The sequence below is a fragment of the Amaricoccus sp. B4 genome (assembly GCF_043226085.1).
In the GTDB taxonomy this organism is placed as follows: domain Bacteria; phylum Pseudomonadota; class Alphaproteobacteria; order Rhodobacterales; family Rhodobacteraceae; genus Amaricoccus.
On record NZ_CP171225.1, the window covers coordinates 923,081 to 936,508 of the forward strand.

Consider the following 13,428-nt stretch of genomic DNA (forward strand, 5'->3'; position numbering starts at 1 on the left):
CGAGGGAGCAGGTGCGGCCACCGAGGCCGGGGGCCCGGGAACCCGTCTTCCGCGCTGGCTGCCCCGAGGCGGACGGAGCGCAGGGCAGCGGCTCCGTCCCGAGGGGGCTGGCTGGCGCGTTCTGAAGCGGCTTAGTCCGCTTCGTCGGCGGACTTGGCGTTCAGCAGGCCGTATTTCTCCTCGCCGAGCTTGCCAAGCAGATCGAGCTGGGTCTCGAGGTAGTCGATATGGCCTTCCTCATCGGCGATCAGTTCCTCGAAGAGGTTCTTCGAGACATAGTCGCCGACCTTTTCGCAGTGCTCGCGCGCCTCGATGTAGAGCTTGCGCGCGTCATGCTCGGCGGCGAGATCGCACTCGAGGGTTTCCTTCACCGTCTCTCCGATCCGGAGCGAGTCGAGCTTCTGCAGGTTGGGATGACCTTCGAGGAAGAGGATCCGCTCGATGAACTTGTCGGCGTGGTGCATCTCTTCGATGCTTTCGGCCCGGGACTTCGCCGCAAGCTTGCCGAAGCCCCAGTCGTCCTGAAGCCGGAAATGCAGCCAGTACTGGCTGACTGCGGTCAGCTCGCTGCGAAGCCCCGCGTTCAGATATTCAATGACTTTCTTGTCGCCCTTCATGTGCGCCCCTCTTGGATTCTGCGCCGCGAATGCCGGCGCAACCTGGAAACCTCTCGGGTATCCCCTTCGCTCCAGGCCCTGTCAACCGCCCGGAACCGCGCGATCGCCCGGTTTGCCTCAGATGGGTTCGACGCCGTCGAAGGCAAGGCGGAGCCTGCGCTCGACCTGCACCATGCGCTCCGAAATCTGTCGCTGTTCGCCCTGCAGTTCCCGAAGCTCGGCCAGGCATTCCTCCACCACGCGATGCGCCTCCTGCCCGGCAAAACCCGGCTGCTCTCCGCGCCCGCTTATCAGCCAGATCATCGAGACGTTGAGCACACCTGCCAGCATCTGAAGCTTGTTGGCCCGCGGCTCCGCCCGGTCCTCCTCCCAGTTCTGGATCGTCGTGAGTTTCACCCCGAGCTTCTCGGAAAGCCCCAACTGGTCAAGGCCGAGCGCCTCGCGCGCCAGCGTGATGCGATCTCCGAATGTGGCCGCGGCATCGGAATAGTCTTCGCCGTCCGAAGCCGCGGGGTTGCCGGAACTGGTGCCGGACATCTGCGTCTCCCTTGCGCTGAACCCCTCGCGCTCGTCTGCCTGCAGGCTTGCCTGCCTTCGCGGTGGACCCTAAGACACCGGGGTCGCGATTGCAAAGGGGTGCCCCATGTCGTTCCTGTCCGCAGCTCTCGGGCGCATCAAGCCCTCCCCCACCGTGGCGATCACCGCCAAGGCGCGCGAGCTCAGCGCGGCGGGGCGCGACATCATCAGCCTCAGCGCCGGCGAACCCGATTTCGACACGCCGGAAAACATCCGTGCCGCCGCGAAGGCCGCGATCGACCGCGGAGAGACCCGCTACACCTCGCCCGAGGGACTGATCGAGCTCCGCCGCGCCATCTGCGGCAAGTTCTCCCGCGAGAATTCGCTCGACTATGCCCCCGAACAAGTCATCGTCTCCACCGGCGGCAAGCAGGCGCTCTTCAATGCACTGATGGCCACCGTCGATCCCGGCGACGAGGTCATCATCCCCGCGCCCTACTGGGTGAGCTACCCCGACATCGTCCGCCTCGCCGGCGGCACGCCGGTGATCGTGCCCGGCACGATGGAAAACGGCTTCAAGATCACCCCCGGCGCGCTGCAGGGCGCCATTACGCCGAAGACCAAGTGGCTGATCCTCAACTCGCCGTCGAACCCGAGCGGCGCGGGCTATTCGCACGAGGAGATGAAGGCGCTTACGGATGTCCTCGTCGCCCACGATCATGTCTGGGTGCTAAGCGACGATATCTACGAGCACATCGCCTATGACCCCTTCCGCTTCTGCACCCCAGCCGAGGTCGAGCCCCGCCTCATCGATCGCACGCTGACCGTCAATGGCGTCTCCAAGGCCTATGCGATGACCGGCTGGCGCATCGGCTATGCCGCGGGCCCCACGCCGCTCATCCGTGCGATGATCACGCTCCAGGGCCAGTCGACCACCAACGCATGCTCGATCAGCCAGTGGGCCGCGGTCGAGGCGCTCGAAGGCCCGCAGGACTATCTGTCCGAAGCGCGCACCGCGTTCCGGCGCCGCCGCGATCTCGTGGTCGAGCGGCTCAATGCCTGTGAGGGGCTGCTCTGCCCGGTGCCGGAAGGCGCCTTCTACGTCTACCCTTCGGTCGCGAAACTCATCGGGCGCCACACACCCGAGGGAGCCCGGATCGAGACCGACGAGGATTTCGCGCGGGAGCTTCTGGATGCCGAAGGCGTTGCCGTGGTTTTTGGGGCCGCTTTCGGGTCCGGGCCGAATTTCCGCATCAGCTATGCGGCCGCGGACGCAACCCTCGAAGAGGCCTGCGCCCGCATCGCGCGCTTCTGCAGCCGGCTCAGCTGAAGCTCGGCTGCAGGAGCTTTGCCGCGCAGTCTTACTGCTGCGCAGGCTGGGTTTCTTCCGCGGCGGGCGGGGTGCTCTCGTTCACCATGCCGCGGATCTGGCTGTCGATCGAGGACTCGTCACCCGCGGGCGCCGTGGTCTCCGGTGTGGTGGTTTCCGGCGTCTCCGGGGCCGTCGTCTCGGGCGTGGTGGCGTTGTCGATCTTCTGGATTGCCTCGTTGGCTTCCTCGCGTACCGCGTCAGTCGCCTCCTGCGCCTTCTCCTCGATCGACTGGACCGCTTCCCCGGCCGCATCCTGCGCGTCCTGAGCCGCCTGGCCCGCACTCTCGGCGGCGTTGTCCACCGCATCGCCCGTGGCCTCGAGCGCATCCTGTGCGGCCTGGCCCGCGTCCTGCGCCGCTTCGCCGGCATTCTCGACAGCAGCATCCGCCGGCGATTCGGGGGTGGTCTCCGTGACCGGAACCGGGGTCTCGGTCTCTTCCGACCCCATGAAAAGGGTGTATCCGAGAACGATTGCGATGATGACGACGATCACCCAAATGAAACGCGACATGCGAAATTTCCTCCTGAGGTCTGCGAGCCGAATGACTTCTGCCAGCGATGAAATGCAGCGCTGCTCGCTCGCTTGCAACATGTCCCACGGTTCTGTGATCGCCTCACGACGATTTCGGCGCGGCCCCGCGCAGCGCTACGAATCGGCGGACGGACACCGAAGAGCCTTCACTTTGCTGCGGTTTTGCACTATGTTAAGGCACGATACCGGGGCAGTGCTCCGGTTTTTTCGTCCCGTCAACGATCAAAAGGAAGCAACGACCATCGCCCGCAGACCACATAATGCTCCGCCGACCCGGGATACCGGGCCCCGCGTGAACGAACGCATCCGTGCTTCGGAGATCCGTCTCATCGGAGCCGAAGGTGAGAATATCGGCGTCATTTCTCCGGACCGCGCCATGATGCTCGCGGCAGAGGCCGGGCTGGATCTGGTGGAAATCTCCCCGAATGCCACGCCGCCGGTCGCCAAGATCATGGATTTCGGCAAGTTCAAGTATGAACAGCAGAAAAAGGAATCCGAGGCCCGGAAGAAGCAGAAGACCATCGAGGTCAAGGAGATCAAGTTCCGCCCCAACACCGATACGCATGACTACGACGTCAAGATGCGCTCGGTGGTGAAGTTCCTTGAGGGTGGCGACAAGGTCAAGGTGACGCTCCGGTTCCGCGGTCGCGAGATGGCGCATGCCGATCTCGGACGCAAGCTGCTCGAACGTGTCGCCGGCGATATCGAGGAACTCGGCAAGATCGAATCCATGCCGCGCCTCGAAGGTCGCCAGATGGTGATGATGATCAACCCGATCAAGCACTGAACTTCCGCGCGCCGGGGCCCGCTCCCGGCGCAGGGCACTTCCCGCTTTCCTCTGCCCCCGCGCGCGCGGCAGAGCGCACGCGCCCCTCGCAGACGGGTCCGCCGCCTCCGGTGGACCGGGATTTCCATGGCCAAGAAGAATAGAAACGCGCTCCTCGACCGGCTCGCCAGCGTGCCGGTCTATGCGCTGGTGGAGTTCACCCGTCTCCTGCCGCATCGCGCGCGCGCCGGCCTAGGCGGCTTCATCGGCCGACAGATCGTCACCCGCAACCGCCGCCTGCGCCGCCGCATCGAAGCCAATCTCACCTATGTCCTCCCCGAGCTTTCGCCCGGAGAGCGAGCACGCATCGTGGGCGAGACCGGCGACAACTTCGGGCGCACCTTTCTCGAGACGCTGCATGGCGAGCGGTTTCGCGACGATGATCTGCTTACGCCGCCGCCCTCCGGGCCGGGCGTGGAGGCCATTCGCGCGGCTGCCATCAACGGCAAGGGAGCCGTGCTCGTCTCGGGGCATTTCGGGCAGTGGGAAGGCTCGCGGGCCTGGATGTCATCGCTCGGTATCACCTGCGCCGGAGTCTACCGGCGGACGGAGAACCCTTATATCAACGCAATCTACAAGCGCGGGCTGGATGCGAATGGCACCCCGATGTTCGAGAAGGGCGCCCGCGGCACCCGCGGCCTCGTGGCCCATCTCGCCAAGGGCAACATCGTGGCACTCCTCATCGACCAGTACGATCACCGCGCCGAGCCGCTCGATTTCGTCGGCCGTCCCGCCCCCACCTCCCTGGTCGCAGCCCAGCTCGCGCTCAAATACGACGTGCCGCTGATCCCGACGTTCAGCCATCGCCTGACCGACCGGATGCATATCGAGGTCGAGGTCGATCCGCCGATCGCGCGCGGAACTGCCAGGGAAATGATGCAGGCAGTGAACGACGCGCTGGCGGCCCGGATCCGCGCCCATCCCGGTCAGTATTACTGGCTGCACCGGCGCTGGTCGAAATCCTTGCCGGCGGCGACGGAACCCGGTCCGACCTGAAGCCGCGCGCGGCCTGGGCTGCGGCTCAGTGCAGCTCGGCGGCCGTGACGACCGGTCCGGTTCCCGCTTCCTGCACGATGACCGCGACGGGCTGATCCGGCGCGAGATCGGTGATCTCGAGATCGAGCGGCGTGAGCCCGTCCCAATGCGCCACCGTGCGCCAGTCGGTCACGATGTTGGTATAGGTCATGTTCCGGCCGGCATTCTCGCCACCCTCGATATCCACGCCTTCGGATTCGAGAAACTGCACGAGCTGGACATCGAAGGGCCCGGGCAGAGCCGCGCCATCGCGCGAGGTCGCCCGGATCGACAGGATCCCGCCTGCGCCCCGATCGATATCGAGCCGGACGGGCGAAGGCTCGGACATATAGGCGTTGAGCGCCTTGACGATCTGCGGCTCTTGATGGCCGACGATGATGTCCTGACCCTGGATGACCGCCTGCGGCGTGTAGAGCGGCCGGTGATGCAGCGCCTTGGCATAGGCCTTCTGCCGCTTGGTGTACTGGACGTTGCCGAAGGAATCCTTCCAGCCGAGATAATCCCAGTAATCGACATGCAAGGCGAGCGCGATCACGCCGGGCATGTCGGCAAGTTTCGGCAGCAGCGCGTCGGCGGGCGGGCAGGACGAACAGCCCTGGCTCGTATAGAGCTCGAGCACCACCGCGTTTTGCTGCGCGCGTCCGGCCTGCGGCGAAACGAACAGGAGTAGCGCAAGGACAAGCGCGAGAAGAGGCATCGATGCTCCGTGTCTTTTGGGGCCTTACAGGGGTAGCCGCACGGCACGGGGGGCGCCAGTAAAGCCTTCGCGAGCGCCGGGCACTCTGTCGCCGAAGTGAAGAGAAGGCAGGGGGAAGAGAAGGCGGGCGCCGGATCAGCTCCGGCACCCGCCCTTCATCGCGGAGCGGGTCAGGCGCGGGCGAGGTTGCGCAGCACGTAGTGCAGCACGCCGCCGTTCTCGACATACTCGATCTCGACCGCGGTATCGATGCGGCACTTGAGCGTAATCTCCTTGGTCGAGCCATCGCCGTAGGTGATGGTCGCCGGAACCTGCGAGAGCGGCTTCAGATCGCCCGACAGGCCCTTGATCGAGACGGTTTCATCGCCCTTGAGGCCCAGCGTCTTGCGGGTGTCGCCGCCGGTGAACTCGAAGGGAATGACCCCCATGCCGACGAGGTTCGAGCGGTGGATGCGCTCGAAGCTCTCGGCGATCACCGCCTTGACGCCGAGAAGGCTCGTGCCCTTCGCCGCCCAGTCGCGCGAAGAGCCTGCGCCGTACTCCATGCCGCCGAAGATCACGAGCGGCGTGCCCTCGGCCTGGTAGGCCATCGCGGCATCGTAGATCGAGGTCTGTTCGCCGTCCGGACCCTTGGTGTAGCCGCCTTCGACCCCGTCCAGCATCTCGTTCTTGATGCGGATGTTGGCGAAGGTACCGCGCATCATGATCTCGTGATTGCCGCGGCGCGAGCCGTAGGAGTTGAAGTCGCGCACGCCGACCTGACGCTCGATCAGATACTTGCCCGCGGGCGTGGTCTGCTTGAAGGAGCCCGCCGGCGAGATGTGGTCGGTGGTGACCATGTCGCCGAGGATCGCCAGAACCTTCGCACCCTCGATGTCGCTGATCGTGCCCGGCTCCATGCCCATCCCCTGGAAGTAGGGCGGGTTCTGGACATAGGTCGAGCTCGTCGGCCAGTCGTAGGTCTCGCTGTCGGTGGTCTCGACGCCCTGCCACTTCTCGTCGCCCTTGAAGACATCGGCATACTTCGAGACGAAGGCTTCGCGGGTCACGACCTTCTCGACGAGCTCGGCGATCTCGGCATCGGACGGCCAGATGTCCTTGAGATAGACATCCTTGCCATCCGAACCCTGGCCCAGCGGCTCCGAAGTGATGTCGATGTTCATGTCGCCGGCGAGCGCATAGGCGACCACGAGCGGCGGCGAGGCGAGGTAGTTGGCACGCACGTCGGGGCTGATGCGGCCCTCGAAGTTGCGGTTGCCCGAGAGCACCGCGGTCGCGATCAGATCGTTCTCGCTGATCGCCTTCGAGATTTCCGGCTGAAGCGGCCCGGAGTTGCCGATGCAGGTCGTGCAGCCATAGCCAACGAGGTTGAACCCGATCGCGTCGAGATCTTCCTGCAGGCCTGCGGCCTCGAGATACTCGGTCACGACCTGAGAGCCGGGAGCGAGCGAGGTCTTCACCCAGGGCTTGCGGGTGATGCCGAGTGCGCGCGCCTTGCGGGCGACCAGACCGGCGCCGATAAGCACATAGGGGTTCGAGGTGTTGGTGCAGGAGGTGATCGAGGCGATCACGACCGAGCCGTCCTTGAGCTCATACGCCTCGCCCTCGACCTTGGCCGTCTTGCAGACGTCGACGGGCTTCGTCGCCACCGGGCCCTCGTCCGCCATGTTCTTGGCGTCATCCGAGAGATCGAGACCACGATAGTCGGCAACGACCTTCTCGAAGGCCGAGGAGGCGCTGGTGAGCGGCAGGTAGTCCTGCGGGCGCTTCGGACCGGAGATCGCCGGAACGATCTCGCCCATGTCGAGATGCAGGGTCGAGCTGTAGATCGGCTCGTAGTCGGCGCCGCGCCACATGCCGTTGGCCTTGGCATAGGCCTCGACGAGCGCGATGGTCTCCTCGGGGCGGCCCGTCTGGGTGAGATAGCGCAGGGTCTCGCTGTCGATCGGGAAGAAGCCGCAGGTCGCGCCGTATTCGGGGGCCATGTTGGCGATCGTGGCGCGCTGCGCGAGCGGCAGGTTGTCGAGCCCCTCGCCGTAGAACTCCACGAACTTGCTGACGACGCCGTGCTTGCGCAGCATCTCGACGACCTTGAGTACGAGGTCGGTGCCGGTCGTGCCCTCGACCATCGAGCCGGTGAGCTTGAAGCCCACGACCTCGGGGATGAGCATCGAGATCGGCTGGCCGAGCATCGCGGCTTCGGCCTCGATGCCGCCCACGCCCCAGCCGAGCACGGCCGCGCCGTTGACCATCGTGGTATGGCTGTCGGTGCCGACCAGCGTGTCGGGATAGGCCACCAGCCCGCCCGCCTGATCGGTATCGGACCAGACGGTCTTGGCGAGGTATTCGAGGTTCACCTGATGGCAGATGCCGGTTCCCGGCGGCACCACGCGGAAGTTGTTGAACGCCTTCTGGCCCCACTTGAGGAACACGTAGCGCTCCATGTTGCGCTCGTATTCCCGGTCCACGTTCATCTGGAAGGCGCGCGGATTGCCGAACTCGTCGATCATCACCGAGTGGTCGATGACGAGATCGACCGGGTTCAGCGGGTTGATCTTCTGCGCGTCACCGCCGAGCGTCACGATGCCGTCGCGCATCGCCGCGAGGTCCACGACGGCCGGAACGCCGGTGAAGTCCTGCATCAGCACGCGGGCCGGGCGATAGGCGATCTCGCGCGGGTTCTTGCCGCCATTCGTCGCCCATTCGGCGAAGGCCTTGATGTCGTCGACGGAGACCGTCTTGCCACCGTCCTCGAAGCGCAGCAGGTTCTCGAGAACGACCTTGAGGGATGCGGGAAGCTTCTCGAATGCGCCAAGGCCAGCCTCTTCCGCCGCAGCGATCGAGTAGTAAGCATATTCGGACCCGTCCACGCTCAGTGAACGGCGGGTCTTTGCAGTGTCCGTTCCCACTTGAATGGTCATGGTGGCTCTATGCTCCCTCGTGATTGTGTGAATCGCGGCTCCCGTGCCGCCCGTGCGTCCTCTAGCACATGGCAGGCACGGTGAAAAGAATACAACGGTATACATTTCGGAGAAATCTGCACCGTCCCTTGCCAGCCTCGCCCTTTCCGGCGCCGCGTCAATAGTCTATGCGGAGATTCATGCGCCTCGACGTTTCCGATCTCGCCTGTCAACGCTCCGGTCGCCCCGTTCTCGAGGGCGTTTCCTTCACGCTCGACGGCGGCGAGGCGCTGGGGCTGCGCGGACCCAACGGTTCGGGCAAGTCCACGCTCCTGCGCGTGCTCGCAGGCCTCCTGCCGCGAAGCCGCGGCGCGGTGACCCTCGACGGCATCCCGCTCGGCCGCGACCATGACGCCTATGCCGAGCGCATCGCCTATGCGGGCCACCTTGACGCCATCAAGCCACAGCTCACCGTAGCCGAGAACCTCGCCTTCTGGGGCGCGCTCTTCGGTTCGCCCGACATCGCGCCCGCGCTCGCGGCCTTCGATCTCGGTGCGATCGCCGCGCGCCCCGCCCATGCCTGCTCCGCGGGCCAGAAACGGCGGCTCGGCCTTGCCCGCCTGGCGCTCGCCCCCAACCGGCCGCTCTGGCTGCTCGACGAGCCCACCGTCTCGCTCGACGGCCCCGCCTGCGCCCTGCTCTTTTCCGCCATCCGCGCGCATTGCGCCCGCGGCGGCGCCGCGATCATCGCAACCCACGTGCCCCTTGATGTCGGCAGCGCCCGCGACCTCACGCTTGCGCCCGTCGTGGCCGCCAGTCCCGGTACCGCCGGCCATCACGATCCGTTCCTCGAAGGCCTTGCCCCATGAAGACCGCCTCCGCCGTCCTCGGCCGGGAACTGAGGCTCGCGCTCCGCTCCGGCGGCGGCGCCGGGCTCGGCCTCTCCTTCTTCCTCATCGTCGTGCTGCTCGTCCCCTTCGGCACCGGCCCGGACCCGGAAAGGCTCCGCGCCATCGCTCCCGGAACGCTCTGGCTCGCCGCGCTGCTTGCCTGCCAGCTCTCCCTCGACCGGCTGTTCCAGACCGATTACGAGGACGGCACCCTCGACATCCTCTCCCTCTCGCCGCTGCCCCTCGAGGGCCTCGTGGCGCTGAAGGCGCTCGCCCACTGGCTCACCACCGGCCTCCCGCTGGTGATCGTGGCGCCGGTGCTTGCCATCACCCTCAACCTGCCGGGCGATGCCTTCGCCTGGCTGATGGCCAGCCTCGCCCTCGGCACCCCCGGCCTCAGCTTTCTCGGTGCAATCGGCGGGGCGGTCACCGTCGGCCTGCGGCGCGGTGGCCTGCTCCTCTCGGTGCTCGTCCTGCCGCTCTATATCCCGACGCTGATCTTCGGGGCCCGCGCGGTCGCCAGTGCCGCCGAAGGCACCGACCCGATGCCCGCCCTCACCCTGCTGGCGGGCCTCACCCTCTTCATCCTCGCCCTCGCCCCCTTCGCCGCCGCCGCTGCCCTGCGCATCAACCTGCGCTGACGCCTGCACAGATTGCTGCGCGGCATGATTGCCCGGCGCATACCGTTCATGCTATTCAACCTATGCGGGAATATCTCCCGGAGAGGAGTTGAGAGACATGACCGGACGCGCCCTCGCCGCTTGCCTCCTCCTCGCGGCCTGTGCCGGCGGCGACCCCGACGCGCGCCCGGAAGCCGCCCCGCCCGCCCCCGCGGCAGACGCCCCTCCCGCCTACCGTCAGGGCTTCGATGACGGCTGCACCTCCGGGCAATCCTCCGCGGCGGGCAGCGGCCCGCGCCTCCGGGATGCCACCTCCTTCGAGAACGACACCGCCTATGCCCGCGGCTGGAGCGATGCCTTCACCCGCTGCGGCGGCAAGGACACTGCTTCGGCGGAAACCGTCGCACCGGCCGAGGCCGCCCCCCGCGCCGCCACGCCCATCGCCCTGCCGCAGACCGCGCACCCCGTCGCGCCAGCGCCCACCCTCGCCATCGCGCCGGCAACCGCATCCGCGCCGCCCGCCGACCTGCCCCTCGACCCGCTTGCCGGGCCCGTCGGCGAGCCCGGCGTGATCCTGCCCTGAGCCCTCGCGCGCCCACGAAGGTGTTACAGTACTTTCAGGCGATTGAACCGCGCGCCCGTCGGCTCTAAAAGGCGGCATGTCGATCTGGAAATTCGCCAATCCCGTGCAGTTCATGCGCCTCTCCGGGGCGCTCCTGCCCGCGTTCTCGGGGCTCACGGTCCTCTGCCTCGCAGCCGGGCTCGGCTGGGGCTTCTTCGGCACCCCGGACGACTACCAGCAGGGTGCCACGGTGAAGATCCTCTTCATCCACGTCCCCGCGGCGCTCATGGCCATCAACGCCTGGTTCATGATGCTGGTGACCTCGATGATCTGGTTCATCCGCCGCCACCACGTCTCAGCCCTAGCCGCCCGTGCCGCCGCGCCCATCGGTGCGGTGATGACGCTCATCACGCTCTTCACCGGCGCGATCTGGGGCGAACCGATGTGGGGCACCTGGTGGGCCTGGGACCCGCGCCTCACCTCGTTCTTCATCCTCTTCGTCTTCTACCTCGGCTACATCGCGCTCTGGTCCGCCATCGACGACCCGGAAAAGGCCGCGGACCTCACCGCGATCCTCTGCCTCGTCGGCTCCGTCTTCGCCGTCCTCTCGCGCTACGCCGTCTTCTTCTGGTCGCAGGGGCTGCACCAGGGCCCGTCGCTCTCGATGGACCAGCGCGAAAACGTCGACAACGCCTTCTACTGGCCGCTGCTCCTCTGCATCGCGGGCTTCGTGCTGCTCTTCATCACCCTCGTGCTCCTGCGCACCCGCACCGAAATCCGCGCCCGCCGGCTGCGCGCCATCGAACAGATGCAGGCCCAGCAGGCCGCCCCCCGCCCCATGGAGGCCCACAAGGCATGATGCCCGACCTCGGACGCTACGCCGGAACCGTCCTCGGCGCCTATGGCGCGACGATCGCCCTCCTCGCCGCCCTCGTCGCCGTCTCGCTCTGGCGCAGCGCCCGCGTCCGCCGCGCGCTCGAGCGCGCCGAGGCCGAGATCCGGGGGCGCAGCCGTGGCTGAGCGTCGCTTCAACCCGCTGATCGCGCTGCCGCCGCTCCTCTTCATCGCCTTCGCGGTCGCCGCCTGGTTCGGCCTCCAGCGCGAGGACCCGAACGCGCTCCCCTCCGCGCTCATCGGCAAGACCACCCCGCCGCTCGCCTATGTCTCCGAATTTCCCGGCAGCCCCACGCCCACGGACGCCGACCTCACCGGCCCCGGCATCAAGCTCGTGAACTTCTGGGCAAGCTGGTGCGCGCCCTGCCGCGCCGAACACCCGGTGCTGATGGAGCTCGGCACCCCCGAGCGCCCCGTCATCGGCATCAACTACAAGGACAGCCCCGAGAAGGCCGCCGCCTTCCTCGCCGAGCTCGGCAACCCCTACGCCATGGTCGGCGAGGACGCCTCGGGCCGCACCGGCATCGACTGGGGCATCTACGGCGTGCCGGAAACCTTCGTCGTCGGCCCGGGCGGCAAGATCCTCTTCCGCCACCCCGGCCCGCTCACCCGCGAGGTCATCGAGAAACGCCTGAAGCCGGTGATCGATGCCGCAGGATAGCACGCCGCCCCGCAACCTCCACTTCGACGAGCCCGAGTTCCGCGCCCGCCAGCAGGCCGTGCTCGCCGAGATGGAGCGCGCGGGGCTCGACGCGCTCCTGCTCTTCCGCCAGGAAAGCATGTACTGGCTGACCGGCTACGACACCTTCGGCTACGTGCATTTCCAGGCCATGGTGCTCACCGGCGACGGCCGCCTCGTGCTGCTCACCCGCTCCGCCGACCGCCTCCAGGCCCGCTTCACCTCGCGCGTGAGCGACATCCGCATCTGGACCGATGGCGAACATGCCGCCCCGGAGCGCGAGCTCCGCGGCATCCTCGCCGAGCTCGGCCTCTCCGGCCGCCGCCTCGGCGTCGAGTGGGAGGCCTACGGGCTCACCGCCGCCAAGGGCCGCCGCCTCACCGACGCCCTCGAAGGCTTCGGCAGCCTCGAGGACGCCTCGCTCCTCGTCACGCGCCTGCGCGCCGTGAAGAGCCCCGCCGAGATCGCCCATGTCCGCCGCGCCGCCGCCCTCGCCGACGAGGCCCTCGCCGCCGCGACCGCAGCCACGCGCCCCGGCGCCTACGAGGGCGACATCCTCGCCGAGCTTCAGGGCGCGATCTACCGCGGCGGCGGCGACGACCCGGCCAACGAGCAGATCATCGGCTCGGGCCCCGGCGCGCTCATGTGCCGCTACTTCACCGGCCGCCGCACGCTCGATCCCGACGACCTCCTCACGCTGGAATTCGCCGCCGCCTGGCGCCACTACCACGCAGCACTCATGCGCACGGTCGTCATCGGCCGGCTCGACCCGCGCGTCGCCGCGATGCACGCCGCCTGCGAGGAGGCGCTGCTGGCCGCCGAGGCCGCGCTGCGCCCCGGCGAGCCCGCCCGCGCCGTCTTCGAGGCCCATGCCGCCGTGATGGAGGCCCGCGGCCAGGGCGCCAACAAGCTCAACGCCTGCGGCTATTCCCTGGGCACCACCTTCGCGCCGAACTGGATGGACTGGCCGATGTTCTACGAGGGCCAGAGCTACATCCTCCGCCCCGGCAACACCTTCTTCATCCACATGATCCTCTTCGACGAGGCCAACGGCCTCGCGATGACCCTCGCCCGCACCTCCCTCGTCACGGAAACCGGCGCCGAACCCCTCTCGCAGGCCCCGCTGGACCTGATCCGGCGGTAGGGCGGATCGTCCATGCACAACTGCCGCCTAACCTACTGCGAAACAACTCGGCCCCCGGCCCCGAACAAGGCGCGCAGCGCCGCCGGGCCTGCGGCCCTTCCTCTGATCTGCCGAACCAAACGACTACCTTCGGCCCTAAGCTGT

General features: G+C 67.4%; 15 protein-coding genes. 10 read left to right on the forward strand and 5 right to left on the reverse strand.

Annotated features, from left to right (window positions below; translation table 11 throughout):
- Nucleotides 1–131: 131 nt before the first annotated feature.
- Both bfr and ACF66B_RS04425 read right to left on the reverse strand, forming a co-directional pair.
- On the reverse strand, nt 132–617 hold the full coding sequence (bfr, locus tag ACF66B_RS04420) for a bacterioferritin (protein WP_111430364.1): 486 nt from the start codon (nt 615–617) through the stop codon (nt 132–134).
- 117 nt (nt 618–734) lie between these two features.
- Nucleotides 735–1,154 carry a helix-turn-helix transcriptional regulator gene (locus ACF66B_RS04425; RefSeq protein WP_111430363.1) on the reverse strand — a complete coding sequence of 140 codons (420 nt, stop codon included), beginning with the start codon at nt 1,152–1,154 and terminating at the stop codon, nt 735–737.
- A 106-nt stretch (nt 1,155–1,260) separates the two neighbouring features.
- Here ACF66B_RS04425 and ACF66B_RS04430 point away from each other — a divergent pair, with 106 nt between their 5' ends.
- The gene (locus ACF66B_RS04430; protein ID WP_111430362.1) at nt 1,261–2,463 is read left to right on the forward strand and encodes a pyridoxal phosphate-dependent aminotransferase; all 1,203 of its coding nucleotides are present in this window, start codon (nt 1,261–1,263) and stop codon (nt 2,461–2,463) included.
- A gap of 31 nt (nt 2,464–2,494) precedes the next feature.
- On the opposite strand, the gene ACF66B_RS04435 is transcribed toward ACF66B_RS04430, so the two are convergent.
- The gene (locus ACF66B_RS04435) at nt 2,495–3,016 is read right to left on the reverse strand and encodes a hypothetical protein (protein WP_111430361.1); all 522 of its coding nucleotides are present in this window, start codon (nt 3,014–3,016) and stop codon (nt 2,495–2,497) included.
- Nucleotides 3,017–3,278: 262 nt separating this feature from the next.
- On the opposite strand from ACF66B_RS04435, the gene infC reads away from it, so the two are divergent.
- Both infC and ACF66B_RS04445 read left to right on the forward strand, forming a co-directional pair.
- Nucleotides 3,279–3,824 carry a translation initiation factor IF-3 gene (infC, locus tag ACF66B_RS04440; protein ID WP_392664807.1) on the forward strand — a complete coding sequence of 182 codons (546 nt, stop codon included), beginning with the start codon at nt 3,279–3,281 and terminating at the stop codon, nt 3,822–3,824.
- 126 nt (nt 3,825–3,950) lie between these two features.
- A complete protein-coding gene (locus ACF66B_RS04445) occupies nt 3,951–4,859 on the forward strand; it encodes a lauroyl acyltransferase (protein WP_111430359.1) in 909 nt (302 codons plus the stop codon).
- A 25-nt stretch (nt 4,860–4,884) separates the two neighbouring features.
- Here the strand turns inward: ACF66B_RS04445 and ACF66B_RS04450 are convergent, their stop codons facing one another.
- Both ACF66B_RS04450 and acnA read right to left on the reverse strand, forming a co-directional pair.
- Complete coding sequence (locus ACF66B_RS04450; RefSeq protein ID WP_111430358.1) at nt 4,885–5,595, reverse strand: DUF1223 domain-containing protein; 711 nt, start codon at nt 5,593–5,595, stop codon at nt 4,885–4,887.
- Between the two features lie 170 nt (nt 5,596–5,765).
- Nucleotides 5,766–8,516, reverse strand: a complete 2,751-nt coding sequence (gene acnA / locus ACF66B_RS04455) for an aconitate hydratase AcnA (protein ID WP_111430357.1) — start codon at nt 8,514–8,516, stop codon at nt 5,766–5,768.
- A gap of 179 nt (nt 8,517–8,695) precedes the next feature.
- Here acnA and ccmA point away from each other — a divergent pair, with 179 nt between their 5' ends.
- The 7 genes from ccmA to ACF66B_RS04490 all read left to right on the forward strand — a co-directional run bounded on the left by ccmA (nt 8,696) and on the right by ACF66B_RS04490 (nt 13,284).
- Nucleotides 8,696–9,364 carry a heme ABC exporter ATP-binding protein CcmA gene (ccmA, locus tag ACF66B_RS04460; protein ID WP_111430356.1) on the forward strand — a complete coding sequence of 223 codons (669 nt, stop codon included), beginning with the start codon at nt 8,696–8,698 and terminating at the stop codon, nt 9,362–9,364.
- A complete protein-coding gene (ccmB, locus tag ACF66B_RS04465; protein ID WP_111430355.1) occupies nt 9,361–10,026 on the forward strand; it encodes a heme exporter protein CcmB in 666 nt (221 codons plus the stop codon). The genes ccmA and ccmB overlap by 4 nt, the downstream gene beginning before the upstream one ends.
- Before the next feature lie 97 nt (nt 10,027–10,123).
- Nucleotides 10,124–10,588: a hypothetical protein gene (locus ACF66B_RS04470; protein ID WP_111430354.1), complete on the forward strand. Its 465-nt coding sequence runs from the start codon at nt 10,124–10,126 to the stop codon at nt 10,586–10,588.
- 76 nt (nt 10,589–10,664) lie between these two features.
- The gene (locus tag ACF66B_RS04475) at nt 10,665–11,426 is read left to right on the forward strand and encodes a heme ABC transporter permease (RefSeq protein ID WP_111430353.1); all 762 of its coding nucleotides are present in this window, start codon (nt 10,665–10,667) and stop codon (nt 11,424–11,426) included.
- A complete protein-coding gene (gene ccmD, locus ACF66B_RS04480; RefSeq protein ID WP_111430352.1) occupies nt 11,423–11,587 on the forward strand; it encodes a heme exporter protein CcmD in 165 nt (54 codons plus the stop codon). Before ACF66B_RS04475 ends, ccmD begins: the two co-directional genes overlap by 4 nt.
- The gene (locus ACF66B_RS04485) at nt 11,580–12,122 is read left to right on the forward strand and encodes a DsbE family thiol:disulfide interchange protein (RefSeq protein WP_392664150.1); all 543 of its coding nucleotides are present in this window, start codon (nt 11,580–11,582) and stop codon (nt 12,120–12,122) included. Before ccmD ends, ACF66B_RS04485 begins: the two co-directional genes overlap by 8 nt.
- Entirely contained in the window at nt 12,109–13,284 is a 1,176-nt protein-coding gene (locus ACF66B_RS04490) for a Xaa-Pro peptidase family protein (RefSeq protein WP_111430350.1), read from the forward strand. The genes ACF66B_RS04485 and ACF66B_RS04490 overlap by 14 nt, the downstream gene beginning before the upstream one ends.
- Nucleotides 13,285–13,428: the final 144 nt, after the last annotated feature.